The sequence below is a fragment of the Bradyrhizobium sp. SZCCHNRI3052 genome (assembly GCF_032484895.1).
Taxonomy (GTDB): domain Bacteria; phylum Pseudomonadota; class Alphaproteobacteria; order Rhizobiales; family Xanthobacteraceae; genus Bradyrhizobium.
In genome coordinates this window covers 91,673-116,998 of the sequence record NZ_JAUETW010000005.1, presented here as the reverse complement: position 1 = coordinate 116,998, position 25,326 = coordinate 91,673, and the positions used below count along the sequence as shown (strand labels likewise).

Annotated in this window: 21 protein-coding genes and 1 pseudogene; 4 read left to right on the top strand and 18 right to left on the bottom strand. The window is 66.2% G+C overall.

Annotation, left to right across the window (positions count from 1 at the left end):
* Positions 1–206: 206 nt before the first annotated feature.
* The 3 genes from QW887_RS16335 to QW887_RS16325 form a co-directional block, all read right to left on the bottom strand.
* Entirely contained in the window at positions 207–1,082 is an 876-nt protein-coding gene (locus QW887_RS16335) for an MlaD family protein (RefSeq protein ID WP_316194695.1), read from the bottom strand.
* 151 nt (positions 1,083–1,233) lie between these two features.
* Entirely contained in the window at positions 1,234–2,004 is a 771-nt protein-coding gene (locus QW887_RS16330) for an ABC transporter ATP-binding protein (protein WP_316194694.1), read from the bottom strand.
* A gap of 6 nt (positions 2,005–2,010) precedes the next feature.
* Entirely contained in the window at positions 2,011–3,144 is a 1,134-nt protein-coding gene (locus QW887_RS16325) for an ABC transporter permease (protein WP_315713623.1), read from the bottom strand.
* A 158-nt stretch (positions 3,145–3,302) separates the two neighbouring features.
* Here QW887_RS16325 and dgcA point away from each other — a divergent pair, with 158 nt between their 5' ends.
* The gene (dgcA, locus tag QW887_RS16320; RefSeq protein ID WP_315712693.1) at positions 3,303–4,298 is read left to right on the top strand and encodes an N-acetyl-D-Glu racemase DgcA; all 996 of its coding nucleotides are present in this window, start codon (positions 3,303–3,305) and stop codon (positions 4,296–4,298) included.
* Here dgcA and QW887_RS16315 read toward each other — a convergent pair.
* Entirely contained in the window at positions 4,280–5,467 is a 1,188-nt protein-coding gene (locus QW887_RS16315; protein WP_316194693.1) for an MFS transporter, read from the bottom strand. The genes dgcA and QW887_RS16315 overlap by 19 nt on opposite strands.
* 75 nt (positions 5,468–5,542) lie before the next feature.
* Between QW887_RS16315 and QW887_RS16310 the strand changes: the two genes are divergently transcribed.
* Both QW887_RS16310 and QW887_RS16305 read left to right on the top strand, forming a co-directional pair.
* Positions 5,543–7,153, top strand: coding sequence for a hypothetical protein (locus tag QW887_RS16310; protein WP_316194692.1), 1,611 nt, complete (start codon positions 5,543–5,545; stop codon positions 7,151–7,153).
* 205 nt (positions 7,154–7,358) lie between these two features.
* Positions 7,359–9,038, top strand: coding sequence for a caspase family protein (locus QW887_RS16305; RefSeq protein ID WP_315828166.1), 1,680 nt, complete (start codon positions 7,359–7,361; stop codon positions 9,036–9,038).
* 10 nt (positions 9,039–9,048) lie between these two features.
* Here QW887_RS16305 and QW887_RS16300 read toward each other — a convergent pair whose 3' ends face one another.
* The 5 genes from QW887_RS16300 to QW887_RS16280 form a co-directional block, all read right to left on the bottom strand.
* Positions 9,049–10,038: a threonine/serine dehydratase gene (locus QW887_RS16300; RefSeq protein ID WP_315828167.1), complete on the bottom strand. Its 990-nt coding sequence runs from the start codon at positions 10,036–10,038 to the stop codon at positions 9,049–9,051.
* A 47-nt stretch (positions 10,039–10,085) separates the two neighbouring features.
* Positions 10,086–10,898, bottom strand: a complete 813-nt coding sequence (locus tag QW887_RS16295) for a UDP-2,3-diacylglucosamine diphosphatase (RefSeq protein ID WP_315828168.1) — start codon at positions 10,896–10,898, stop codon at positions 10,086–10,088.
* 192 nt (positions 10,899–11,090) lie between these two features.
* Positions 11,091–12,509, bottom strand: coding sequence for a pyruvate kinase (pyk, locus tag QW887_RS16290; RefSeq protein ID WP_316175794.1), 1,419 nt, complete (start codon positions 12,507–12,509; stop codon positions 11,091–11,093).
* A gap of 155 nt (positions 12,510–12,664) precedes the next feature.
* Positions 12,665–13,738, bottom strand: coding sequence for a tartrate dehydrogenase (locus QW887_RS16285; RefSeq protein ID WP_316194691.1), 1,074 nt, complete (start codon positions 13,736–13,738; stop codon positions 12,665–12,667).
* A 21-nt stretch (positions 13,739–13,759) separates the two neighbouring features.
* Positions 13,760–15,055: a D-galactonate transporter gene (locus QW887_RS16280; protein ID WP_315828171.1), complete on the bottom strand. Its 1,296-nt coding sequence runs from the start codon at positions 15,053–15,055 to the stop codon at positions 13,760–13,762.
* A 129-nt stretch (positions 15,056–15,184) separates the two neighbouring features.
* Here QW887_RS16280 and QW887_RS16275 point away from each other — a divergent pair, with 129 nt between their 5' ends.
* Positions 15,185–16,102, top strand: a complete 918-nt coding sequence (locus QW887_RS16275; protein ID WP_315712703.1) for a LysR family transcriptional regulator — start codon at positions 15,185–15,187, stop codon at positions 16,100–16,102.
* Between the two features lie 21 nt (positions 16,103–16,123).
* Here QW887_RS16275 and glgX read toward each other — a convergent pair whose 3' ends face one another.
* The 9 genes and pseudogenes from glgX to QW887_RS16230 all read right to left on the bottom strand — a co-directional run bounded on the left by glgX (position 16,124) and on the right by QW887_RS16230 (position 25,275).
* Entirely contained in the window at positions 16,124–18,358 is a 2,235-nt protein-coding gene (gene glgX, locus QW887_RS16270) for a glycogen debranching protein GlgX (protein WP_316167136.1), read from the bottom strand.
* Between the two features lie 65 nt (positions 18,359–18,423).
* Positions 18,424–18,696, bottom strand: a complete 273-nt coding sequence (locus tag QW887_RS16265) for a DUF3606 domain-containing protein (protein ID WP_316194690.1) — start codon at positions 18,694–18,696, stop codon at positions 18,424–18,426.
* Positions 18,697–19,348: 652 nt separating this feature from the next.
* Complete coding sequence (locus QW887_RS16260) at positions 19,349–19,597, bottom strand: DUF3551 domain-containing protein (protein ID WP_409998352.1); 249 nt, start codon at positions 19,595–19,597, stop codon at positions 19,349–19,351.
* 352 nt (positions 19,598–19,949) lie between these two features.
* Positions 19,950–20,429, bottom strand: coding sequence for a cysteine hydrolase family protein (locus QW887_RS16255; RefSeq protein ID WP_315753179.1), 480 nt, complete (start codon positions 20,427–20,429; stop codon positions 19,950–19,952).
* 1,050 nt (positions 20,430–21,479) lie between these two features.
* A pseudogene (locus QW887_RS16250) lies at positions 21,480–22,171 on the bottom strand (VIT1/CCC1 transporter family protein).
* Between the two features lie 60 nt (positions 22,172–22,231).
* Positions 22,232–22,780 carry a cytochrome b gene (locus tag QW887_RS16245; RefSeq protein WP_316167141.1) on the bottom strand — a complete coding sequence of 183 codons (549 nt, stop codon included), beginning with the start codon at positions 22,778–22,780 and terminating at the stop codon, positions 22,232–22,234.
* A 108-nt stretch (positions 22,781–22,888) separates the two neighbouring features.
* A complete protein-coding gene (locus QW887_RS16240; RefSeq protein ID WP_315712714.1) occupies positions 22,889–24,307 on the bottom strand; it encodes a sensor histidine kinase in 1,419 nt (472 codons plus the stop codon).
* Positions 24,304–24,969, bottom strand: a complete 666-nt coding sequence (locus QW887_RS16235) for a response regulator transcription factor (protein ID WP_315712715.1) — start codon at positions 24,967–24,969, stop codon at positions 24,304–24,306. The genes QW887_RS16240 and QW887_RS16235 overlap by 4 nt, the downstream gene beginning before the upstream one ends.
* Complete coding sequence (locus QW887_RS16230; RefSeq protein ID WP_315712717.1) at positions 24,970–25,275, bottom strand: PepSY domain-containing protein; 306 nt, start codon at positions 25,273–25,275, stop codon at positions 24,970–24,972.
* Positions 25,276–25,326 lie beyond the last annotated feature (51 nt).

Here is a 25,326-nt window from a genome sequence, read left to right as displayed (position 1 = left end):
AGCGGAGGCCACGAGGCCTCCGCTTCGCGTTTAGAGATGCAATGAAGGCGCTTTCGGCTTTGGCCGTTCCGGGCCCCGCATCGCCGGCACAACGGCGTGCGACGTGCTCCGTAGCCAGCCAGCAGCGGTGGATAGCGACAGCGATGGAGCGCAGTCCGCTGCCGCGCGCCCCTATTCGCTACTTCCCTATTCGCAACTCGCTCGCGTCACCGCCGCCCCGTCGCCGCCGGCGCCGCGGGCGCGGGCTGCGAGGCCTGGGCGTTGCTCGGGCTGGCGTTGCTGGCCCCGAACAGGACCCGGGTCGGATTGCGGTCGAAATTGTTCACGGCGCGGCTGATGTCGGACAGCGTACGCCGTCCATCGGCCATCAGCGCGCCGGAGCGCTTGTCCAGATCCTCGGCGAGCTCCCGAATCGATTTCACCGTCAGGAGCAGCTCGCCGCCATCCTTGCCGCCGGCCAGCGTGTTGAGACCGAGCATCAGGGTATCGGCCTTGCCCATGATGCCGTCGACGCGGCTCATGACGCCATCGATGCGCTCGGAATTGCGGGCCAGCGACTGGGTGAACACCTCGAGATTCTTGATCGAGTTCTTCACGGCGTCCTGGTTGTCCGCGACGACCTTGTTGATGTTCTGCAAGGTGGCTCGGATCGCTTCGGTCACGTCCTGCAGCCGGGTCGGATCGGCACGCAGCACCGGCACGCCATCCTCGTCGAGCGGCGGCGGCGGCGCAGCCTCCTCGCCGCCCTTCAGCGAGATCGCGGCGACGCCGGTCAGGCCCTGGAACTCGAGCCCGACCAGGGTGTCCTTGCGGATCGGCGCATTGTTCTCGACCATCGCCAGCGCGACGACGCGGCGCGGATTGTCGAGCTTGACCGAGATGACCTCACCGACCCGGATACCATTGAAGTTGACGCTGCCGCCGTTGCGCAGACCCGCGGCCGGCCCCTCGAACACGACCCGCAGCGGGCTGCGCTGCTTGGTCGTGTGCAGGCTCTGAAACCAGAGGACAAACCCGATCGCCGCGGCAATCACTGCCAGCGTGAACGACCCGATCAGGACGTAATTCGCCCGCGTTTCCATTACCAACTCCGGTACCGGCACGTCGCGGCGGTCATCCGGCCCCCGCTTCCGTGCACTGTCGGTTGGCGCCGGACAGCGGCACCCACCCCATCAACTTTGTCGCGGCAGTCCCCACTCCCGCTCACAAAAATCGTCCCTGGGGCGCGTCGCGCTACCCCATCACGGCTCGGGCACGCTTGCCGTGGAAATACTGTCGGAGCCACGGATGTTCCGAGGCCTGCATGTCGGCCATCGATCCCGCGGCGATAATCTTGCCGTCGCCCAGCACGGCGATGCGGTCGCACGCCGTATACAGGCTGTCGAGATCATGGGTTACCATGAAAACCGTCAGTCCCAAAGTGCGCTGCAGGGTCCGGACGAGCTCGTCGAAATCGCCGGCGCCGATCGGGTCGAGCCCCGAGGTCGGCTCGTCGAGGAACACCAGCTCCGGATCGAGCGCGAGCGCGCGTGCCAGCGCCACGCGCTTGATCATGCCCCCCGACAGCTCGCTCGGGAAACGATCAGCAACATCGGGCCGCAATCCGACCATTACCAGCTTTGCGATCATGATCTCGTCGAGCAGACGCTGCGAGACCTTGAGATACTCCCGGACCGGGAACTGGATGTTCTGCCGCACCGTGAGCGAGGAGAACAACGCGCCCTGCTGGAACAGCACGCCCCAGCGCCGCTCGACGGCGCGGCGGCCGGCACGATCGGCGGCGTCGAGATCGACGCCGAACACCTCGATGTTGCCCGACAGCTTCGGCACGAGGCCGATGATGGTGCGCGTCAGCACCGACTTGCCGGCGCCGGAGGGACCGACGAAGCCCAGGATCTCGCCGCGCTTGACGTCGAGGTCGAGCCCGTCGAGCACGCGCGTCTTGCCGAACTGCACGGTGACGTCACGCACGCGGATGATCGGATCGGCGACCTCCTGCATCATCTCAGTTCACATCCCGACCGCGGCGAAGAAGATCGCGAACACGCCGTCCATCACGATGACGAAGAAGATGCCCTTCACCACCGACGAAGTGGTGTGGCGCCCCAGCGACTCGGCACTGCCCTGCACGGCCAGTCCTTCGACGCAGGCGACGATCCCGATCACCGCCGCCATCACCGGCGCCTTGAGCAGCCCGACCTTGAAATGATCGATCGAGATCGCATCGCGCAGGCGCAGCAGGAAGGCCTCGGGATCGACGCCGCCATAGAACCAGGCCACCAGCCCGCCGCCATAGAGCGCGGCGATGTCGCCGAGGAAGGCCAGGATCGGCAGCGCGATCACCAGCGCGAGCATGCGCGGCAGGATCAGGACCTCGATCGGATCGAAGCCCATGGTGCGCAGCGCGTCGATCTCCTCGCGCATCTTCATCGAGCCGAGCTCGGCCGTGTAGGCGCTACCCGACCGGCCCGCGATCATGATCGCCACCAGCAGCACGCCGATCTCGCGCAGCACCAGCACGCCGAGCATGTCGACGACGAAGATGTCGGCGCCGAACCTTCGGAAATGGAAGATGCCCTGCTGAGCGATGATGCAGCCGATCAGGAAGGTGATCAGCACGATGATCGGCACCGCGCGCCAGCACACCTGCTCGAGATGATGGATGGTCGAGGTCAGCCGGAAGCTGCGGGGATGAATGAGGACCCGGCCGCTGGCGACGATCACGGCGCCGAGCATGTCGATCAGCGCGGCGATCGTGCCGAAGATGCCGGCGACACTGAGGCCGATCTGGCCGAGCATGCCGGTGATGGTCACCATCGTCGCGTCGCCATTGGGCGCGGTGCTGACGCGTCGAACCTCGTCGACCAGGCTGGCGTAGTTCGCAGAGAGCCCATCGATCCGGACCTCGACGGTTCCGGTCGTGAAGCTGCGGCGCAGCCGCTCGATCAGCCAGGCGCCGAACGTGTCGAGCTTGGAGACTTGGGAGACGTCGATGGAAACATCGATCTTCTTGCCGGCGAGTTTTTCGGCATCGGCGACGAGCCGTTCGAGCGACGGCGCAAAGGGCGCAGTCCAGGCGCCGGTCGCGCGCAGCGACAGCGCGTTGCCATCGCCACTGCGCTGCAAATCAGGGCCGCCCTTCACGACGGCCATCCTCGGAGCCTTGGACGTCCGCTCCTTGACGAGAAAAATCCCACCGCGTCGCTACCACCTTGCCGGAGACCACTATCAACAGCCATAGTCAGTCAGATCGCGCAAGTCCCAAGCGCCTCATTCCGGTTCACAAAGCGCCAGACTTTCAAATGACTTCCAACGGTTTTCCAATACTGGACGCCCGGATCGGCCACTGGCCGATCGCCGGCAGCTTCACGATCAGCCGCGGCGCCAAGACCGAAGCCGTGACAGTGATCGCGGAGCTGCGACACGGGACGATGGTTGGCCGCGGCGAATGCGTGCCCTATCCGCGTTATGGCGAAACGCCCGATGCGGCGCTGAGCGCCCTGCTCGGGATGCGCGATGCGGTCGCCTCTGGTCTCGACCGCGCCGCCCTGCAGACGGCGATGCCGCCGGGCGCGGCGCGCAATGCGCTCGACTGCGCGCTGCTCGACCTCGAAGCCAAGCGGAGCGGCCGGCGCATCTGGGACCTGCTCGGACGTCGCGCACCGGCACCGTGCGTCACGGCCTACACGATTTCGCTCGGGAGCCCCGATGTGATGGCCAAAGCTGCGGCCAAGGCCGCGCATCGCCCGCTGCTCAAGATCAAGCTCGGCGGCGACGGCGATCCTGCGCGGATTGCAGCCGTGCGAGCGGCGGCGCCGCAGTCACAACTGATCGTCGACGCCAACGAGGCCTGGACCGAAGCGAATTTGGAATCCAATCTCGCAGCCTGCGCCACCGCCGGCGTCACGCTGGTCGAGCAGCCGCTGCCCGCAGGGAAAGACGAAGCGCTCGGAAAGATCGCGCGCCCGCTCACCGTCTGCGCCGACGAGAGCGTGCATGACCGCGACTCGCTCGAAGCGCTGCGCGGACGCTATGACGCCGTCAACATCAAGCTCGACAAGACCGGAGGACTGACCGAGGCGCTTGCGATGGCCGAAGCCGCGCGCGCTCTCGGCTTCGACATCATGGTCGGCTGCATGGTGGCGACATCGCTGTCGATGGCACCGGCCATGCTGCTGACGCCTTTCGCCCGTTTCGTCGATCTGGACGGTCCGCTGCTGCTCGCCGAGGATTGCGAGCACGGCCTGCACTACGAGGACAGCCTGGTCTATCCGCCCGATCAGGCGTTATGGGGCTGAAACGACAGGCTTCGGTGCGCGATCCACATCAGGGCGCCGCCTGCTCCGGCCATCGCGGCCATCACGTAGTAGACACCGGGTCCATAGGCCGCATAGACCGGCCCAGAGAGGGCCGATGCCGCCGAGCCGACCACTCCGCTCGCAGCCGCATAATAGCCCTGCCCGCGCGCCGTCAGCTGCGCCGGCACTTGGCGGACCAACAGCCCCATGGTTCCAACCAGGGTCAGCCCGAAGGTGAAGCCGTGACTGATCTGGACCGCGGCGAGCCCACCCGCATGGGGCTCCTGGGCCGTGAGGCTCCAGCGCAGCACGGCCGCCATCGCGCCGATCATGACCAGGCTCGCGGGCGCCAGCGTGAACCGGGGCGACAGGGCGAACACGACGATCTCGGCCAGCACGCCCATGGTCCAGAGCCAAGCGATGGTCAGCCCGCTGAAGCCCTGCGCCTTCCACTCGATGGCGGAGAACGTGTAGTAGGCCGCATGGCTTGCCTGGATCAGCGCCGAAGCGGCGATGATGCAGAGGAAGCTCGGATTGCCCAGCAGACTGCGCCCGTCCCGGGCCAGGCCGGCGCCATGCGGCAGCGGCGGCAGCGCCTGCAGCAGCAGGCTGCTTGCCGCACCGCACAGCGCGACCGAGACGATGATCCAGATCAGCTCGGACGACGGCGCGAAGTCGACCAGCCCGCCGCACAGCAGCGTTCCGGCGATGAATGCGGCCGATCCCCACAGCCGCAGGCGACCGTAGTTCAGGCCATAGCTCATCACGCCACGGAGCGCATAAGCGTCCGTCAGCGGGACAACGGGTGTCCAGAGACAGCAGGTTGCCACGTAGACCAGGAATACCAGCCAGGGTTCGCGCTGGAAGGCAAGAGCCACAAAGCCCGATGCCGTTGCGAAGGTGGTCAGCCGCATCGCGGCGCGCAGGGCCTGCCGGCGCTCGGCAACCGCGGTGATCAGCGGCAGGACGGTGAAGCGGGTTACGGCGGGAACCGCAACGATGACCCCAATCCATGCGGCATCCAGGCCGATCGCCCGTAGCCATACGGGAAAGAACGGCAGATGCGTGCCCGAGAGCACGAACACAGCGCCATAGAACAGCCCCAACCTGTCCGCGAATCGGCGCGACAATACCGGCGATATGGTGGAGATTTGTCGGGACAGTGGCATCAATTCAATTGCGATTCGATCAATATCATGGTGATCGTTATGCCAACGCGCAGCAATGTGCGCGATAGGTTTGCCATGGTCGATGAAGTCTTCGCCCTCTCGCCGATATCCGCCCGTGCGGCTCAGCCGAACGAGGCCGATTACGAGGCGATCCGCGACGCCTTCATGGAGACGTCCCGAGGCCGCTGGTTCCTTGGCGAATACGCCAAGCGCAACCGCAATGCCGACACCAGCATGGTGCTCGACGCGGTGGCCCGCATCGAGCATGCGCTGGCCTCACAGCGTCAGCAGCAGCAGGAGTTCGAGCAGGCCGACAGCAAGGCACTGCCCGAAGCGCTGGCCGCGATCCGCGCCACGGTCGAAGACGCCGCACTCGCCGCCGCCACTGCGGTCGACAGCATGGCCCTCGAGCAGAACCTGGCGCCGGTGCGCAAGGGCATCCGAATCATCAAGGAAATTTCCTGGCGCTGGCGCGAGATCGGTGCGGACTCGCGGATCTGCGACCTGATCGATTCACAGGTCACGTCGATCGAGGCCGCCTGCGACCAGCTTGCGTGCGCCGACCCCAAGGTCGCGCTGCTTGCGGCCTTCGAGATCATCAAGACGCGGCTGAAGGAGTTCGACGCGGAGAAAGCAAGCATTCCGCCCGCGGCTGACGAGATCGAACCGGCGACCGAAGCTGCGGCCCCGCCGACACCCGATGTCGCATCGGGTCCGACTGCGGCGGCGACGGTCTCGGCTGAGCCACAGGTGGCTCCGGAGCCGCAGCCCGTGCCGGAACAGATGGAGGCGGCCCAAGCCGGGCTTGAGATGACCATTCCGCTCGTTGCCGCAGTGGCCGCGATCGAATCGGTCGAGACATCCTCCGGCGCTGATGCTGTGATCATGGCGGCTGCAGCGGTTGAGGCCAGGATGGTCGACACCGCCGCTTCGGCGGTGGTGCAGCCCCCGGAAGCTGCGACCGAGCCGTCGGTGGACGAAGCCCTGCTCGAGATCGAGCAGCACGCCGCGGCGGCCCTGGATGACGCCGTCGCCGCAGAAGCCCACGACGAAGCCATCCTGGAATTGGTCGCGGCGGAGATGGGTGCCCCCGATCCGATCGACGATGAGGAGTTCAGCCGGGCCAGGACGCTCGGCTTCGACATTGAGGAGCCGACCTCGGTCGACGACGACATCGTCGCGAGCTTCAGCGAGACAGCGCCGTCGGAGCCGGATCTCGTGCTGACCACGGCAGAAGCCCCGGTTGCCAGCGCGGCGCCGGCTCCCGCTGCGCCCACGATGTCGGCTCCGCCGATGTCTTCCCCTCCGATGCCGGCCCCGCCCGCGGCGGCCCCGCGCATGGCCTCGCCTGCAGCCCCGGCGCCGGTCCCCAGCGTGCCCGTATCGCCACCGCTTCCGGAGGCGATCACCATCGAGACCCTGGCCGCCGTGGCGGCTGCGGTCGCAGCTCAATCTCCCGCAGCGGCCCCGAAGGCCGACGTTGCGCCGATCCAGCAGGTCCGCCCGACCGCCGCCGCGGCTCACAGCACCAGCGCGTCCGCGAGGCCCAAGCCTGCCTACGAGCCGTCGCTGGGATCGACGCTGCTGTCGAACGGCCTTCTGCAGCGGCCGCAGGCACCCGCCAACGACTCGTTGGCGCCGATCCGTCGCATGACCCAGCCTGAGAAGATCGCATTCTTCTCGTAGGGCGAGTGCATCTCGGCCGCCTCCTGTTGAACCTCGATCGCTGAGCACCGAAAGGTGCCGCATTGATGGGTGACGCGGATCACTTACGCTGTTGCGCGACCTGCGTAGCCTGATCCTCAAGCCATTCGCTTTGCGCATGCTCGAGGAGAACGCCGTGTCCGTTCCAAAATTTCGCGCTGTAACATCCGCCTGGAAATCCCTGCTCATGTCCGCGCTGCTGGGCCTGATGGCCTGGGTCGGCCCGGACTCGGCGTTCGCCGCCGGCAGTGAGCTCGACATCCTTCACACACCACCGCGCGCGCTGGCAGCTCCCTCACCGGCAAAAGAGAGCAACACGCCCGCCGCGATCCCTCAAGGAGCCGAGCCACGCGTCGCGCTCGTGATCGGCAATGCGAGCTATCAGAACGCGCCGCCGCTGGAGAACCCGGACAACGACGCCCATGCTGTTGCCAAGCTGTTGAACTCAGCCGGCTTCGAGGTGATCACGGCGACCGACCTGACGCAGAACGAGATGCTCAAGGTCGTCGAGGATTTCTCGAGCCGGGTGGCAGCACACGGCCCGAACACCGTGGCAATGGTCTACTACGCCGGCCACGGGGTTCAGCTCGCGGGCGAGAACTATCTGATCCCGATCGATGCCCGTATCTCAGCGCCCTCCGACCTGACGACGGGGACCATCCGTCTGGTGGACCTGATGGCAACGCTCGACGCCATCCCGAGCCGGATGCGGATCGTCGTGCTGGACGCCTGCCGCAACAATCCATTCCCTGCCATCAACGATGCCGGACGCGGACTTGCCATCGTCGACGCGCCGAACGGTTCGATCCTCGGATACTCGACCTCGCCTGGCGCGGAGGCGCTCGACGGGCGTGGCGAGCACAGCCCGTACGCGCAGGCGTTCCTGAACCTGGCGCGGCAGCCGAACCTGCCGATCGAGCAATTGTTCAAGCGCATTCGCCTACAGGTGAACCAGAGCACCGACGGACGACAGACGCCATGGGAAAGCTCCTCGTTGACCAGTGATTTCACCTTCTTCGGGGATACGCTGGTCGCGGCGGCGCGCCCTGCCGAGAACGCGCCGGTGATCCAGATGGCGGCCAACCTGCCCAGCCGGTCCGTGCGGCAGGCCTATGACTACGTGCTGTCGGAGAACCGTCCGCAATATTATCGCGAGTTCATCGAGCTGTATCCGCGCGATCCGCTCGCCGACCGCATCCGCGCACTGCTCGCCGGCCTCGTGCAGGCCACGGCCTGGCACCAGGCCGTGCTGGCGAATTCGCCGGCCGCCTATCAGAGCTTCCGTGAATCCTATGCCGACAGCCCATATGCGCCGGTCGCACTGCGGCTGCAGGGACAGCCTCGGCCCATCCCCGTGCTGCAACCGAGCCGTCTCATGATGCCACCGCAACTGGCACCGATCGCGCGACCGTTCAATCCCGGTCCGCAGATCCAGAGCCATCCAGCCCCGCAACCGACGCTGCCGGCCGCCACCGTGCCGCACGGACCGCTGCCGCCAACGGTGGTCACGAAAGGCAATGCCATCAACAACGCGGGTCCCAACAAGGTCGTCGATCCCGGGCCTATCGCTCAGACCAAGTTGCGCGACAGGATCGTGCCGCCGACAAATCCGCCTGTGGCTACGAAAATCCAGCGCGATCCACTGAAGCGCAGTCCTGGGCGGCCATTCGACGCCCGCGAAGTGCGGCGTCCCTTCCCCGGCAATTCCGGACCGTTCAAGCCGAACATCAACGCGTCGCATCCGTCGATGGCGCGTGGCCAAGGCGGGATGCAGGGCGGCCCGGCGCGGAGCACGCCGCACGTCGCGCAGTCCGGACTGCGGATGGGCGGCGGGGGATTTGCAAAAGGCGGCCTCAGCTTTCACTGAGGCTTGATCGTCAGGCGATCAGCCTGGCGTAGAGCTCAGCATCGACATTGCCGCCGGACAAAACGATCACCACCGTCTTGCCCGCCACATCCAGCCGGCCGGCCAGCAATGCTGCAAGCCCGACCGAACCGCCGGGCTCGACCACGAGCTTCAGCTCCCGGAAGGCAAAGCCGACCGCGCGCCCCACCTCCTCATCCGAAGCCTCGACCGCAGCCGACAGCAGTTGGCTGTTGATGGCGAAGGTGATCTCGCCTGGAATCGCCGCCATCAGCGCGTCACAGATGGTCCGGCCCTTTGCGTCGTGCGCCTCGCGGTGGCCGGCCCGTAGCGAGCGCGCATGGTCGTCAAAACCCTTTGGCTCGGCCACGACCATCCGGGTGTTGGGAAAGCGCGCCTTGACCGCGGTCGAGACGCCTGCAAGCAGTCCACCGCCCGAAGCCGGGACGATCACCAGATCCGGCGACAGGCCGAGCGCCGCGAGATCTTCGGCGATTTCACGACCGACGGTGCCCTGCCCTGCGATGACGTAGGGATCGTCATAGGGCGGCACCACCGTCGAGCCGCGCTTTGCTGCGATGTCGCGCGCGATCGCTTCGCGGTCCTCGCGATCGCGATCATAGAGCACGACGTCGGCACCGAACGCCTTGGTGCGCTCGCGCTTGGCCGCCGGCGCATCCGAGGGCATCACAATCGTGGCGTCCATGCCCAGCAATGTGGCGGCATGGGCGACACCCTGCGCATGATTGCCGGAGGAGAATGCGACGACGCCGTTGCCGCGCGCTGCTTCCGGGATCGACGCCAGCTTGTTGTAGGCGCCGCGGAACTTGAACGAGCCGGTCCGCTGCAGCACCTCCGGCTTCACGAAGACGTTCGCTTTGAACCGCTCGTTGAGCACGGGAGCCGGCAGCAGCGGAGTCCGCACGGCCACGGGCGCGAGGACGCGTGCCGCCGCCTCGATGTCGGCGGCGGTCACGGGCAGGATCGGGGAATGAGCTGTCATACCCCTATTTTACCGCGCCCGATTGCCGAGAGGCAAGGGAACCGGTGTCAGGCGGCGCGGGCGGCCAGCTGCGGAACCGGCGCGGGTTGCCGCTGCGGATCGGTCCAAGTCAGGATCTCGAAACGGCCGTCCTCGTGCTCGACCAGCGCCGTGCAGCTCTCGACCCAGTCGCCGCAATTCATGTAGCGAATGCCGTCCTGGTCGCGGATGACGGCGCAATGGATGTGGCCGCAGATCACGCCATCAGCGCCATGCCGCCGCGCCTCCGAGGCCAGCGCCGTCTCGAACGCGCCGATGTAGTTGACGGCGTTCTTGACCTTCTGCTTGGCCCATTGCGACAGCGACCAATAGGGAACGCCGAACATGCGACGGAAGAAGTTGACCAGACGGTTCATCTGGATGGCGAAGTCATAGGCCTTGTCGCCGAGATGGGCGAGCCAGCGCGCATTCTGCACGACCAGATCGAAGATGTCGCCGTGGATCACCAGATAGCGTTTGCCGTCGGTGCCGGTGTGCAAGATGTTCTCGACGACGTCGATGCCGCCGAAATGCGTGCCGTAATAGCCGCGCAGGAACTCGTCGTGATTGCCGGGGACATAGACGATCTTGGCGCCCTTGCGGGCCTTGCGCAGCATCTTCTGCACCAGGTCGTTATGCGACTGCGGCCAATGCCAGCTCGATTTGAGCGCCCAGCCGTCGATGATGTCGCCGACCAGATAGATCGTGTCGGCATCATGGTGACGCAGGAAATCGACGAGGAGATTGGCCTGCGAGCCGCGGGCTCCGAGATGAACGTCCGAGATGAACAACGTCCGAAAGCGCCGAGCCGGGCTTTCTTCACCAGCAGTCTCAAGTCCCATGCGCGCCCACCTAACAGTCCCTGATGACACCGCGATGACGAAACGCCGCACCGGCAGAACCCATCCTGCCGGACCGCGACCGGACACCGCTCGTTTGACGACTCGCGATGTCCCTCGTCACTGCCCCGCGATACCAGCGGGGTGCGACAATCAGGCGACAGGCGGGCAGCGCGAACAGGGAAAATCAGCCTCCTATCTCGGCACGGTGACGACGCGCAGATTGTTGGTGGTGCCGGTCTGCGCGAACGGGATGCCGGCGACGACGACGAGCAGGTCGCCGGCTTCCGCAAACTCCTCCTGCACGGCGAAGAAGGTCGCGCGCTCGACCATCTCCTCGTAGCTCTGCACGTCCTGCGACAGCACGCTGTGCGCGCCCCACAACAGGCACATCCGCCGCGAGGTGTCCTCGTTCGGCGTGATCGCCAGGATCGGCAGGCTCGGCCGCTTGCGCGCAACGCGGGAGGCCGAGGTACCGCTCGACGTATAGGCCACGATCGCCTTGGCGTGGATCGCCGAGGCGAGATCGGCCGCTGCGGTCGCCACCGCATGCGGCGGCGTCTGCTCCTCGCCCGGCTGCGTCGCCTCGACGATCGAGCGGTACATCTTGTGGCCTTCGGTGGCCTTGATGATGCTGTCCATCATCGCCACCGCCTCGCGCGGATATTGCCCGCTGGCGGATTCCGCCGACAGCATCACCGCGTCCGCACCGTCATAGATCGCGGTTGCGACGTCGGAGACCTCGGCGCGCGTCGGCGTCGGCGTCGCGACCATCGAATCCAGCATCTGCGTCGCGACGATCACCGGCTTCACCGCGAGCCGGCAGGCGCGCACCAGCTCCTTCTGCTTGCCCGGCACGTCCTCGTTGGGAATCTCGACGCCGAGATCGCCGCGCGCAACCATGATCGCATCGGAGAGCTGGATGATGTCGTCGATCCGCTCCAGCGCCGCCGGTTTCTCGATCTTGGACATGATGCCGGCGCGGCCATTGATCAGGCCCCTCGCCTCCAGCACGTCGGACGGCTTCTGCACGAACGACAGCGCCACCCAGTCGACGCCGAGGTCGAGCCCAAAGGCAAGATCAGAACGGTCCTTGGCCGTCAGCGGCGACAGCTCCAGAATTGTGCCGGGCAGATTGACACCCTTGTGATTGGAGATCGCGCCGCTGACGATCACCTTGGCCTCGATCCAGTCGTCGCCGAGGCCCATGACGCGGACGCGCACGCGGCCGTCATCGATCAGAAGATCGTGACCAGGCGCGACCGCCGCAAAGATTTCCGGATGCGGCAACGGAATCGATGTCTTGTCGCCCTCGGTGCCGTTGAGGACAAATCGAATCGTCTCGCCGGCTTCGACCTGGATCTTCTTGTCGCGCAGCGTGCCGACGCGAATCTTAGGACCCTGCAGATCCATCAAGATGCCGATCGGCCGCTGCATCTCCTTCTCGAGGGCGCGGACCGCGGCATGGACCTTGGCGTGATCGGCCTGGGTGCCGTGACTGAAGTTGAGACGAAAGGTGTCCACACCGGCGAGGAACAGCGCTTTCAGCATCTCCGGAGAATTGCTCGCGGGACCGACAGTCGCGACGATCTTGGCTCGACGGTGACGACGCATGATGTGTCCTTTCTCCTTAAGCCGTGTCTCGCGTCTCTATGACACGCATGTGATTGGCATGCGCGGACGCAGCGGAAGCGCTGATATACGCCCCGCAGCGTCCATTGCAAGCGCGACACGGAACACGCCAGAATTGTGCAAGAGAACAGCACGCCTCAGGCGTTGGAGCCATGGATCGCGTCGATGACGGCGTCGGTCACCTGCTTGGTCGTCGCCGTGCCGCCAACATCGGGGGTCAGGATGCCTGCTGCACAGACTTTCTCGACCGCAGCCATCAGCCGCGCGGCCGCGTCCGTCTCGCCGAGATGCTCGAGCATTTGCGCGCCGGTCCAGAACGTCGCAACCGGGTTGGCGATGCCCTTTCCGGTGATATCGAACGCCGAACCATGGATCGGCTCGAACATCGACGGGAAGCGCCGCTCCGGATCGATGTTGCCGGTCGGCGCCACGCCGAGGCTGCCGGCCAGCGCGCCGGCGAGATCGGACAGGATGTCGGCATGCAGATTGGTCGCGACGATGGTGTCGAGGCTCTTCGGCTGCAGCGTCATGCGCACGGTCATCGCATCGACCAGCATCTTGTCCCAGGTCACGTCGGGGAATTCCCGCGCCACCTCGGCGGCGATCTCGTCCCACATCACCATGCCATGGCGCTGCGCATTCGACTTGGTGACGACGGTGAGGAACTTGCGCGGGCGCGACTGCGCCAGCTTGAACGCGTAGCGCATGATGCGGGTGACGCCGACGCGGGTGAAGACCGCGACCTCGGTGCCGACCTCCTCCGGCAGGCCGCGATGCGCCCGGCCGCCCATGCCGGCATATTCGCCCTCAGAATTCTCGCGCACGATCACCCAGTCGAGATCGCCGACGCCGACATTGCGCAAGGGCGAGGCCACACCGGGCAGGATCTTGGTCGGGCGGACGTTGGCGTACTGATCAAATCCCTGACAGATCGGCAGCCGCAGGCCCCACAGCGTGATGTGGTCGGGCACCTCGGGAGCGCCGACCGCGCCGAAATAGATCGCGTCGAACTTTTTCAGCTCCGCGAGTCCATCGGCCGGCATCATCACGCCGTGCTTCTTGTAGTAGTCCGAGCCCCAGTCGAAGGTCTTGACGTTGAAGCTGATGTCGCCCGCGCGCTTGGCGAGTGCCTCGAGCACGCGGACGCCTTCGGAGATGACCTCGGGGCCGATGCCGTCGGCGGGAATGGCGGCGATGGAATGGGTGCGCATGAAAGAGCTCCGTTGATGAGGTCAGGACGGCGTGGCTGCTTGGGCCTTCGCACTTTGTGAACGTGACAGCAACAGGGTCAGCACCGCCGATACCACCAGCAGGCCGGCGACAAAATAGAGCCCGCCATTGAAGCTGCCGGTCTGGTCCTTGATCCAGCCGATCATCGCGGGACCGACGAATCCGCCGAGATTGCCGATCGAGTTGATGGTTGCGATGCCCGCCGCGGCGGCCGAGCCGGACAGGAACATGGTCGGCATGCTCCACAGCGGCGGCTTCGAGGAGGAGATGCCGACATTGACGAGCGTGAGCGCAGCGAGGACGGCGGCGACACTGGTCGACAGCCCGGCCAACCAGAGCCCGACGGCTGCGGCCACGCAGGCCAGCACGACGTGCCAGGTGCGCTCGGCGGTACGGTCGGAATGGCGCGCCCACAGGATCATGACGACCACGGCCACGGTCGGTGGCACCGCGTTGAGGAAGCCGACGGTGAAGGACGACAGGCCGAACTGCTTGATGATCTGCGGCGCCCAGACGCCGAGCGTGTAGAGGCCGGCCGAGGTGCCGAAATAGACCAGCGCGAGCGCCAGCACGCGGATGTCGGCCAGCCCGCGCCAGATGCTGTGGCTCGCGGTGGCGGCCTTGCTCGCCAGCTCGGCATTCATCGTGCGCACCAGCCAGTCGCGCTCGTCGTCGGCGAGCCAGCGGGCCTGCTCCGGACGATCGGTCATGTAGGCGAGCACGACGAAGCCGAGCAGCACCGCCGGCAGCGCCTCGATCAGGAACAGCCACTGCCAGCCCTTGAAGCCGAGAATGCCGTCCATCTCCAGCAGCGCGCCGGAAACCGGAGAGCCGAGAACCGTAGAGAGCGGCGCGGCGGCCATGAACAGCGCGGTGACGGCTGCGCGCTGGCGCGCCGGGAACCAGTAGGAGAGATAGAGGATGATTCCGGGGAAGAAGCCTGCTTCCGCAGCCCCAAGCAGGAAGCGCAGCACGTAGAAGCTCGTCGGTCCCTGTACGAACGCCATCGCGCCGGAGACGAGGCCCCAGGTGATCATGACCCGCGCGATCCAGATGCGCGCGCCGAACTTGTCCAGCGCGAGGTTGGAGGGGACCTCGAACAGGAAATAGCCCCAGAAGAAGATGCCGGCGCCGAACCCATAGGCCGAGGCCGACAGCCCGATGTCCTTGTTCATGGTCAGCGCTGCGAAGCCGACGTTGACGCGGTCGATGAAGGCTACGAAATAGAGCAGCATGATGAAGGGCACGATGCGCAACGTGATCCTGCGCAGCACGCGCGTTTCCAGCTCTCCGGCCATCGTCACCTCCCTGTCCCGTCTTGTCGTTGATCTGACAAGCGTAGGCGTCGAACCAGGCCGGCTTCAATGCTCGCATCATTATACAAAAAAATGATATAATCCGGCCCATCGCCTCTTCAGGACCCCACCATGGAATTGCACCAGCTCCGCTGCTTCGTGGCCGCCGCCGAGGAACTGCATTTCGGCAAGGCGGCGCAGCGGCTGCAGATGCTGCCCTCGGCGCTCGGACGCCAGATCAAGCTGCTGGAGGAGGATCTCGCGACCCCGCTGTTCGCGAGGACCACGCGCGCGGTGTCGCTGACCGAGCACGGCACGACCTTGCTGCGCGATGCCCGGGCGATCCTGGCCCGTGTCGAGGCGGTCGAAACCGGCTTCCGCCGCCGTACCCGAAGCACGAAGGCGCAGCGGCTGCGCGTCGGCGCCATCGACAGCGCGGCCGCCGGGCTGCTGCCGCAATTGCTGCACGATTTTCGCGCGCGGCATCCCGACATCGCGGTGCAGCTCACGGAGGAGAAGACGATCCGGCTGCTGCCCAGGATCCTGTCCGGCGCGCTCGACCTCGCCTTTGTCAGGCCGCCCGAGCGCACCGATATGAGGCTCGAATTCCGCGCGCTGCTCAGCGAGAGCGCCGTGGTGGCCCTGCCGCAACGGCACCGGCTGGCCTCGCGTGCCGTGGTCTCGCTCGCCGACATTGCCGACCAGCCGCTGATCGTCCCGGACCGCCGGTCGCGGCCGCACAGCCACGACCTCACCATGAAGCTGTTCGCACAGGCCGGGCTGTCGCCGGCTATCGCGCAGTTCGCCGATGAGAAGCAGACCATCGTGCATCTCGTCGCCGCGCGGCTCGGCATCGCCATCGTGCCGCGCTGGACCTCGCGGCTCGCGGTCTCCGGCGTCCGCTTCGTGCCGCTGCGGATGACACGCGGCAGCACCGCCGGACGGCTTCCGCTCGCGGCCGTCTGGCTGCGCGGCTCGCGCGATCCGGCGCGCGAGGCCATGCTCGGCGTGCTCGACGCGAGGCTTGCGAAATACGCCCGCGGTGCCTGACCGCAAAATCCGCCGAACATCCTACCCCAGCGGCGCCTCCGCGACGTCTAGCAGCGCGCCGAGGCCATGGCGCAGGCCGCGCATCGGCTGCTGCTCCGACGACAGGCCGAAGGCCAGCAGCGATCGCCCGGTCACCGCGTAGACGTGGCCGAACGGGAACGACTGCGGCTGAGCATCCGGCTGGTTGGTGTCGAGCAGCGCCAGCCAGTTATGGCCTTCGGGCACGGACGGAAGCGTGAAGTTCACGACGTCGAAATGCGCGTTGTAGACCAGCAGGAGCGTCGCATCCGAGCCACGCCGCTTGACGCCGGTCTCCTGGGCGCGGCCGTCGAGCAGCATGCCAAAGCAACGCGCGTGATCGTCGGTCCACTGCTCCGTCGTCATCTCCTCGCCCGACGGGTCGAGCCAGGTCACGTCGTTGACGCCGAGGTCCTCATTGTGCGAGCCGATCAGGAAGCGGCTGCGATAGAGGATCGGAAACGCCTTGCGCATGGCGATCAGCTTGCGCGTGAATTCGCGCAACGCCCGCCCCTGCGGCGTGATGCCCATCCAGTCGAGCCAGGTGGTCTCATTGTCCTGCGCATAGGCGTTGTTGGTGCCGTTCTGGGTATGGCCGAACTCGTCGCCGGCAAGCAGCATCGGCGTGCCGTGCGACAGCAGCATCGTGGCGAGGAGATTGCGCTTCTGCCGCTCCCGCAACGCGGTGATCTCGGGGTCGTCGGTCGGTCCTTCGACGCCGCAATTCCAGGAGTGGTTGTTGCTGTGGCCGTCGCGATTATCCTCGCCATTGGCCTCGTTGTGCTTGTCGTTGTAGGAGACGAGGTCGTTGAGGTTGAAGCCGTCATGCGCGGTGATGAAGTTCACGCTCGCCCAGGGCCGGCGGCCGCGCTTGTTGAACAGGTCGCCCGAGCCCGAGATGCGCTTGGCGAAATCGGCGAGCGTGCCGCCGTCGCCCTTCCAGAATGCCCGCGCGGTGTCGCGAAACTTGTCGTTCCACTCCGCCCAGCCCGGCGGAAACTGGCCGACCTGATAGCCGCCGGGACCGATGTCCCAGGGCTCGGCGATCAGCTTGACGCTCGACAGCACCGGGTCCTGACGACAGGCATCCAGGAAACTGCCGCCCTCGTCGAAGCCATAGGGCTCGCGCGCCAGGATGGTGGCGAGGTCGAAGCGGAAGCCGTCCACCCGCATCTCGGTCGCCCAATAGCGCAGCGAGTCCGCGACGAGCTGCAGCACGCGCTGGTGCGACAGGTTCACCGTATTGCCGGTGCCGGTGTCGTTGATGTAGTAGCGTTTCTGATCCGGCATCAGCCGGTAGTAGCTGGCATTGTCGATGCCCTTGAACGACAAGGTCGGCCCGAGCTCGTTGCCTTCGGCGGTGTGGTTGTAGACCACGTCGAGGATCACCTCGATGCCGTTGGCGTGGAACTGGTTGACCATGGTCTTGAATTCGGTCGCGAACGGCGTCTTCAGATAGCGCGGCTCCGGCGCAAAGAATCCGATCGAATTGTAGCCCCAGTAGTTGCGCAGGCCCTTTTCGACCAGATAGCTGTCATCGATGAAGGCGTGGATCGGCAATAGCTCGGCCGAGGTGATGCCCAGGGAGCGCAGATAGGCCGGAATGTCCTGGTGCGCGAGACCGGCGAAGGTGCCGCGGTCGGCTTCGGGCACCATTGGATGCAGCTTGGTGAACCCCTTGACGTGCATCTCGTAGAAGATCGTCCGCTCCCACGGAATTTCCGGCTTGCGCGAGCCTCCCCAGGTGAAGGCGGGATCGATGACCCGGCACTTCAGCATCAAGGGCGCACTGTCTCGGTCGTCGAACGACAGATCCTTGTCGGCGTGATCGAGCCGATAGCCGAACAGCTCCGGCCCCCAGCGCAGGTTGCCGACGAGCTGCTTGGCATAGGGGTCGATCACGAGCTTGTTGGGATTGAACCTGTGACCGGCGTCCGGCTCGTAGGGTCCGTGCACGCGATAGCCATACACCGTGCCGGGCCGCGCGGCCGGCAGGTAGCCGTGCCAGACCTCGTCGGTGTATTCGGGCAGCTCGATGCGCTCGAGCTCGGTCTCGCCGGTGTCGTCGAACAGACACAGCTCGACCTTGGTCGCATGCGCGGAAAAGATCGCAAAGTTGACGCCGAGCCCGTCCCAGGTCGCGCCGAGAGGAAACGGACGGCCTTCGCTGATCCTGGTCTTGCGCAGATTGAACGCCGCCTGCGTCAAAGCGTCACCGAGGTCGGTGCGTTGGTCCATCCTTTGCCCCCTTCGTCCGAGTCCCCAGATCGATTGCCGGGGGTCTCGATGATCAGCGTCGATTGCTAGGTTGCCGCTGGCGTCTCGTCCGGCACGATGACTTCCGCCTTGGTCTCGGTCACCGTCACCGAGGCGATCACGGCTCCTTCCGGCGCAGCCTTCGCGGCCCGCTGCTGCGTGACTTCCTTGGTGATGGCTGCGATGGAGTTGCCAATGCGTTCGACCATCTCGGTCAATTCCCCGGGCGACATCTTCAGCCGCTTGGTCACCACGCGGACCTGGGCCTGATCGGTCATGTCGAGCTTGTTGCGGGACGGCTGAATCTTCGGACGGCGCATCGGGAGTCCTCCTGCATGCCAGCTAACCTTGGCTGCGGAATTTGGTTCCCGCGACCGGCTCCCTCCCCCCTGGGCATCGCCATGAAGACGTGCGTCACTGCTCTCGCGGCGCCATGCGCCCGAGTGATGTCATCGGTGTTGCCCCCTGATCGGGCAGAGGGCGCAGGGAATGCCGGGAGCTGGCCGCCCCCATGGCCCGCCTGCAGAAAAAAAGCAGGCGGCAGTCACCACAGGTTCAGCCGAGACATCCCGGCATTCCCCGCGCGATGGTTTTCACGCTTACTTCGCGATCTCCCCGGTGTCCGGCTTGGTAGCCACCGTCGCCCTCGGGATCATCGCCCGACGACTTGGCGCCAGCATCGGGGCGCCAGGACCACGCGACTTCGCGTCCGCAAGCTGCCGTTCGTCCGCGCAAGTCGCCCCACGCTGCGGCACCCTGCAGCCACCGCATCCCGCACCCAACGTTCCGTGACGATCGCGAAGCGCCCCTCTCGAGGAGCACGGGACGGCGACAATCAAGCACGTATTCTGAAAACTAGCAATCGATTTATTTTTCTCAGAATGAAGACCGGATCCAATCAGCCGAGCAAGCATCGGATGGCACGTGCCAGCTCCGTTGAAGCTTGGGGTGTTGTCAGACCGCAACCGGCGCCTATCGGGGAGGCCGACGGCGGCTTGGCTCCGGCGGGCGTTGTGCATAGGGGTTCGGCAAGCACATGGCCGAAAGGCCCGCAGCCCCCGCTCTACACGCCTCCCACGACCGATACTGGCACGAGATTGTGCTGGAACCGCCCCATTCCCATGTCTGGAGGCACACCGGATCATTGCCATCGAACCGCTGAGCTGCGGCCGGAGCGGTTGCAAGCACGATGATCGAAGTCATGAGGAGAAGCGCGCGCATCATCACACATCATGGCATGAGGCTGACCAATCCGAAAGGGTCTGCCGGCGCGGCCACGTCCACGCGGGCTTGATCTGCAGGCGCGGCGGGTTTCGGTATCCGCGTTGTCAGGTGACCATCTCTTGCTCCGGTGCACACGCCCGCCGACCGAAGCTGATGGGGGGCTGCCCGCCGACGTATGGCTGTCCTGGGTGAAGCCGACCAGCCTTCCTCGACAGCGCCCCGAATCAGACATGGTCGGTCTGAGCGTCCCTGTATTCCTGTGATGCAATGGTCTCCGCTCAGTATTGTTAGTTGTAGTGAACCTCGCTCCCCCAAACACTTTGCGGTTTGTCCGTTCCAACGCGGTGGTCTAGATCTGCAATTCACTAGGCTCGCTCAGCACGCATCCAAAATGATGTTTCCAGAGCTTAGCTCCTAAGGTAGCTGATCGATCGAGGGACGACCCTACGCTGAGCCACTTCAGGAGCGTCGGCCTTAGGCCTGCGTCAAACAGCATGAAGCCCGCAGCCAGACAGCAGGTGTCGGCTTGTATGCCGCAGACGAGCACTCGGTCCACAGCAAGGTCCTTTAGATAGTCAATGGCGGCCTTAGGCGGAAGATAGCCGTGCTTGATAAAGACCTTGTCAGCAGGCACCAAACACTTGTCGTTTGCACTGGGGGTCCAGCCCAACTGACCTAGAAAGGGCGTGACGGCCTCGTTATGCCGTTCCACGGTGGCTATCGTAGGAACCTTCCGTGTGAGCTCGGTGATACCCGCGACGATCGCATCGGGCACATGAAAGCTCGGCTGAACATCAACTACGAGCAATGCTTGCTTCGAGAGATCCAACTCGTCACCTGTTTGCGGCGGTTTGCATCACGGCCGTGCGCGCACGCATTCTGACAGGAGTCAATCTTATGCGAAAGCGTCTCATCAAGCCGAGCAGGATTCCGCTTGTGGCCAAAGCCGCCGCATCCCGACCAAGACGATCGGCTCTCTGGCCTAAAGCTGAGCTATGCCGATTCAAGGCTGACAAATGGTCTCAACCCAACGCCGTCGTCAGGACGCTACGGCAGAGCGTCTCCATATCCGCAGGGCACCAAAGATCTCGAACTCGGGTAAAGCCCTTTGCCGCAGACGATGCTGCCGTAGGGTGGGCAAAGCGACGCCAAAGGCGGCGCGTGCCCACCATCGGCGGCGCTGGGTGCGGGCGGTGGACACGGCGCGCGCGAAAGCTCGCCCGACAAGACTGCAACGCGGCGCGCCGTTGCCCACCCTACACGGTCCCTCGTTAATCCAGCGCGCCATCAATCTTGACGCGGCACCGAGCTGGCGAAGCGGCGCGTGACTACCGTGCATCCGCGCCAACGCGCCTGCCCCAAACGGCTCCCTCGGTTTATGGGTCCCGGCGTTCGCCGCGACGACACCGTGCTCGTTGATCCAACGTGCCACCGTTCTTGACGCTTGCGTCGAGATGGCACGCCCTGCCGTCAGGCCGCGCGCGCCCACCATTGCCACCGCCCGAATGTGGTGGGCACGATGCGACGCGGCGTTGTCGCTTATGCTTCCTGGTCCCCGATGGATTGACGATCTACGTGGAATGGTCCTGCACGCACGGATGCAAGTGCGCTTGGCAACTCTCCCCTCGTCGTCATTCCGGGGCGCGCGTCAGCGCGAGCCCGGCATCCATACTCAGGATGCCCGTAGGGCCCGAGAAGCTCGTCGCCGCCGTCACGCACGCCACAGCAATTCGTGGTTATGGATTCCGGGCTCATCGCTTCGCGATGCCCCGGAATGACGTGGGGATATATCTTGGGTGCGGTGGGCAAAGTGACGTGCGGACGCGTTGCGCCGCATGGCACGGGCTCGCGAATGTCGCAGCCGCAATCCTGTCCCGCCCTACCCGAACAGATGCGCCAGCCAGAACGCGGCGCCGGCGGCGAGGCCGCCGACCAGCGCGGTCTGCAGCGCAGACTTGATCTTGTTGACGCCGGTGAAGTGGCCCTTGATGGCGCCGAAGATCAGGAGCGCGATGCCGGTCGCGATCACGGAGATCCGGAGCGCGGACGAGATGTCTTGGGCCAGCATGTAGGGGATCAGCGGGATCAGGCCGCCGATCACGTAGGAGCCGCCGATGGTCACGGCGCTGACCGGCGCACGTTTCGGATCCGGGCGTTCGAGACCGAGCTCGAAGCGCATCATGAAGTCGACCCAACGCTTGCGATCGGACGCGATGGCGTCGACCACGGTGGTCAAGGCCTGGCCTTCGAGACCATAGCCGCGAAAGATCGCGGCGACCTCCTCGACCTCGCGGCCGCGAAGATGCTCGATCTCGTCATGCTCCCGCGTCTCCTCGGCGGCATAATGGCGTCGGAGCGGGCGGCGAGATAGCCGCCGAGCCCCATCGCGATCGCGCCGGCGACGACCTCGGCGAGGCCGGCCGTGACGATCACGTCGGTCTTGGCGACCGCCGCCGAAAGACCGGCGGCGAGCGCGAAGGGCACGGTGAGCCCGTCGGCCATGCCGATCACGACGTCGCGGACGACCTCCGACGAAGTGAAGTGCTTTTCGATGTGCGGCGTTGCCGGCATGGCGGCCTCCGATGGCGTGATCGACGGAGGCCTTTTAGCAGGCCCGGATGACAGGGCCTATCACCGCAGTCCCGGCACCATCCGCCGCAGGGTGCGATCGTGCAGCCAGTAATGGTGCAGCAAGGCAGCGCCTGCGTGCAGGCCGATCAGGATCATCAGGCCATTGGCCAGCGCCTCGTGCATCTCCTTCATGTCGTGGGCGAAGCCGCGGTCGCCGACCCAGGGTGAGGCGATCTCGAACAGGCCGAACACCGGCAAGCCGTAGCCGCGGGCAAACTGGGTGACGATGCCGAGGACCGGAATGGCGAACATGATGCCATAGATCAGCAGATGCGTGATCTCGCCGACATGAACCGTCCACGGGCCGAGTTTGGTCGCTGCAGGCGCCGGCGGCGGATCGGCCAGACGCCAGGCCAGGCGCGCCAGCGCGAAGCCCAGCATCGCCAGCCCGAGCGAGACGTGCATGAACAGGCCCGTGTCATGAGAGGGACGCGGCAGCATGTCGCCGAGATGGCCTGAAATCCAGGCCGCCGGCACCAGCACGGCGACGATCCAGTGCAGTGCGATCGCGACGGAGCCATACGTCTTGGCGGAGTTTCGAATACGCATGATCAGCTTCCTTCGGCCATTTGGCCCCGCTGCCGGCAAGCCGGAGCGCGGGGTGGTAGGACCGGAGGAGATAGCTGACCGGGGGCGTCGCGCCGCTGACGCGGGATGTCAGCCTGCTGTCAGAATGGACGGCGCCGGGGTGGCCTGGGACGTCGCAGGCTGCGGCCAGCGGAGTGCCGAGACGATGGCCGGCGCGATCGTGATCCTGGCGCCGCCGAGCTGGGAACGGCCGATCTGCAGCCGCCAGCCATAGGCTTCGAGCACGTCCTGCACGATCGCGAGCCCCAGCCCGCTGCCCGGCCCCTGCTCGTCGAGGCGGCCGCCGCGCTCGAGCACGCGGCCGATCTTCGCGTCCGGAATGCCCGGACCGTCGTCCTCGACAGTGACGATCAGAGGGGTCGCACTGGCGACGATGCGAACCGTGCTCGCCGCATGACGCGCGGCGTTCTCCAAGAGATTGCCGAGCACCTCGGCGAGATCCGTCCGATCCATGCCGACGCGCAGGCTTGGGGGCACCTGGCCATCGAAGCTGACATGGGCGGCCGCCGGCGTGCGGCCGAGCGTCCCGAGCAGCGCATTCACCAGGGGCGCCAGCTCGGTCGCGGCCTCCGGCCCGCCGCGGGCCTTGCCGCGCAGCCGCGCCAGCGCCAGCTCGCGATCGACCTGCCGGCTCATCGCCTCGGCGACATCCTCGACATTGCGCGCCAGCTCGAGCTGGCCGAGCTCCCTCAACCGCGCGGCGTCGGCCGCGAGTGCGGCGAGCGGCGTCTTGAAGCCGTGGGCGAGATCGGCCGCACGGCTGCGCGAGCGCATGATCTCGCGGCTCTGCGCATCAAGCAGCGCGTTGACCTCGTCGACCAGCGGCGCCACCTCGGTCGGCACGTCCACGGGAAGATGCTGGCGCCGACCGCTGCGGATCTCGGCGACGCCACGGCGCAGCACGCCGAGCGGACGCAGGCCAAGCGTGACCTGAACCGACGTGCCGACGGCGAGGATGACGGCCAGCACGGCGAGCGCGATCGATAGATCCTTGGCGAAGGTCCGCACCGCGCTGGTGGCGCCGTCGAGGTCGTAGGCCACGGCCGCGCGCACGCGGATCTGGCTTTCCGGATTCATCAGGATGCCGCGCTCGGCGACCAGCACGTGTTCGCCATCCGGCCCGGCAAGCTCATGCTGATGCACGTCGCTCGGTCCGGGCTCGTCGATCGGCAGCGGCAGGATGGTGTCCCACAGCGAGCGCGAGCGCAGCAACTGGCCGTGATCGTCCGAGATCTGCCAGTACAGCCCCGACAGCGGGACCACGAAGCGCGGATCGGCTGGCGGCCGCGCGACCACGATGCGCCCTTCCGCATCGACCTCGAGGCCGTTCAGCAATTGGCGCAGGTGAATGTCGAGATCGGAGGCGAGCGTCCGCGCGACGTGGCGCTTGAACAGCACGACCATGCCGAAGCCGGCGACGCCGAGCGCGACCAGCAGCGCGATGGTGCCCGCCGCCACCAGCCGCAGCCGCAGCGAGCCGAGCCTCATTCCGCCGTCTCCGGGATCATGTAGCCGAAGCCGCGGCGGGTCTCGATGATCTCGGCGCCGAGCTTCTTGCGGACGCGCCGGATCAGCACCTCGAGCGCGTTGGAGTCGTGCTCGTGGCCGAGGCCGTAGACGTTCTCCTCCAGCTCATGCTGCGGCACGACGCGGCCGCTCTGCCGCAGCAGATAGGCGATCAGCCGGTATTCGAGCTGCGACAGCGTCACCGGCACGCCGGACAGGCTGACCTTCATCTGGCGCTCGTCGAGCGCCAGATCGCCGGACGAGAGCACCGGCGCCGCATGGCCGGCGGAGCGCCTCACGATCGCGCGCAGCCGCGCCAACAGCTCTTCATTGCGAAACGGCTTCGGCAGGTAGTCATCGGCGCCGGCGTCGATGCCATCGACCCGCTCCGCCCAGCTCGCGCGCGCGGTCAGGATCAGCACCGGCACGTGCCGCCCGGCGCCGCGCCAGCGCTTCAGCACCGACAACCCGTCCATGCCGGGGAGGCCGAGATCGAGGATCACGGCGCCATAGTCCTCGGTGTCGCCGAGAAACCAGGCCTGCTCGCCGTTGTCGGACGTTTCGACCAGATAGCCCGCCGCCTGAAGCGTCCGGGCCAGGTCGGACGCCAGCCGCGGATCATCCTCGACCAGCAGCACTCGCATCTATTTTTCCTCGATCCGTTCGATCTCGCCGCTGCGCGCATCGACATAGACCTCGCGCACGCGGCCATCGCGGCCGATCACCCGAAACTCATAGCGCCAGCGGCCCCGCTGGCGGTCGACATCGATTCCCATCACGTCGCCGGCGACCCGGCCGCGCAATCGCGGCAGGATCTCCGATAGCGGCAGGACGTCGCCCGCCTCGACGGCGCGACGCACGGCGTCACGGCGCTCGCGATCGTCCTCGCGCGCCACCGTCGCCGCGGATGCCGCCGTCGAGATCAGCATCGCAAATACCGTGATGCGCATGAACCGTCCGATTTGAGGCAAATGCATGATCTTCCCGGGGCCTGACGCTCT

Coding starts and splice junctions, on each gene's coding strand:
- QW887_RS16335 (WP_316194695.1), bottom strand. CDS start 1,082: ATGGAAACGCGGGCGAATTACGTCCTGATCGGGTCGTTCACGCTGGCA.
- QW887_RS16330 (WP_316194694.1), bottom strand. CDS start 2,004: ATGATGCAGGAGGTCGCCGATCCGATCATCCGCGTGCGTGACGTCACC.
- dgcA (WP_315712693.1), top strand. CDS start 3,303: ATGACTTCCAACGGTTTTCCAATACTGGACGCCCGGATCGGCCACTGG.
- QW887_RS16315 (WP_316194693.1), bottom strand. CDS start 5,467: ATGCCACTGTCCCGACAAATCTCCACCATATCGCCGGTATTGTCGCGC.
- QW887_RS16310 (WP_316194692.1), top strand. CDS start 5,543: ATGGTCGATGAAGTCTTCGCCCTCTCGCCGATATCCGCCCGTGCGGCT.
- QW887_RS16305 (WP_315828166.1), top strand. CDS start 7,359: ATGTCCGCGCTGCTGGGCCTGATGGCCTGGGTCGGCCCGGACTCGGCG.
- QW887_RS16300 (WP_315828167.1), bottom strand. CDS start 10,038: ATGACAGCTCATTCCCCGATCCTGCCCGTGACCGCCGCCGACATCGAG.
- QW887_RS16295 (WP_315828168.1), bottom strand. CDS start 10,898: ATGGGACTTGAGACTGCTGGTGAAGAAAGCCCGGCTCGGCGCTTTCGG.
- pyk (WP_316175794.1), bottom strand. CDS start 12,509: ATGCGTCGTCACCGTCGAGCCAAGATCGTCGCGACTGTCGGTCCCGCG.
- QW887_RS16285 (WP_316194691.1), bottom strand. CDS start 13,738: ATGCGCACCCATTCCATCGCCGCCATTCCCGCCGACGGCATCGGCCCC.
- QW887_RS16280 (WP_315828171.1), bottom strand. CDS start 15,055: ATGGCCGGAGAGCTGGAAACGCGCGTGCTGCGCAGGATCACGTTGCGC.
- QW887_RS16275 (WP_315712703.1), top strand. CDS start 15,185: ATGGAATTGCACCAGCTCCGCTGCTTCGTGGCCGCCGCCGAGGAACTG.
- glgX (WP_316167136.1), bottom strand. CDS start 18,358: ATGGACCAACGCACCGACCTCGGTGACGCTTTGACGCAGGCGGCGTTC.
- QW887_RS16265 (WP_316194690.1), bottom strand. CDS start 18,696: ATGCGCCGTCCGAAGATTCAGCCGTCCCGCAACAAGCTCGACATGACC.
- QW887_RS16260 (WP_409998352.1), bottom strand. CDS start 19,597: ATGCGCGCGCTTCTCCTCATGACTTCGATCATCGTGCTTGCAACCGCT.
- QW887_RS16245 (WP_316167141.1), bottom strand. CDS start 22,780: ATGCGTATTCGAAACTCCGCCAAGACGTATGGCTCCGTCGCGATCGCA.
- QW887_RS16240 (WP_315712714.1), bottom strand. CDS start 24,307: ATGAGGCTCGGCTCGCTGCGGCTGCGGCTGGTGGCGGCGGGCACCATC.
- QW887_RS16235 (WP_315712715.1), bottom strand. CDS start 24,969: ATGCGAGTGCTGCTGGTCGAGGATGATCCGCGGCTGGCGTCCGACCTG.
- QW887_RS16230 (WP_315712717.1), bottom strand. CDS start 25,275: ATGCGCATCACGGTATTTGCGATGCTGATCTCGACGGCGGCATCCGCG.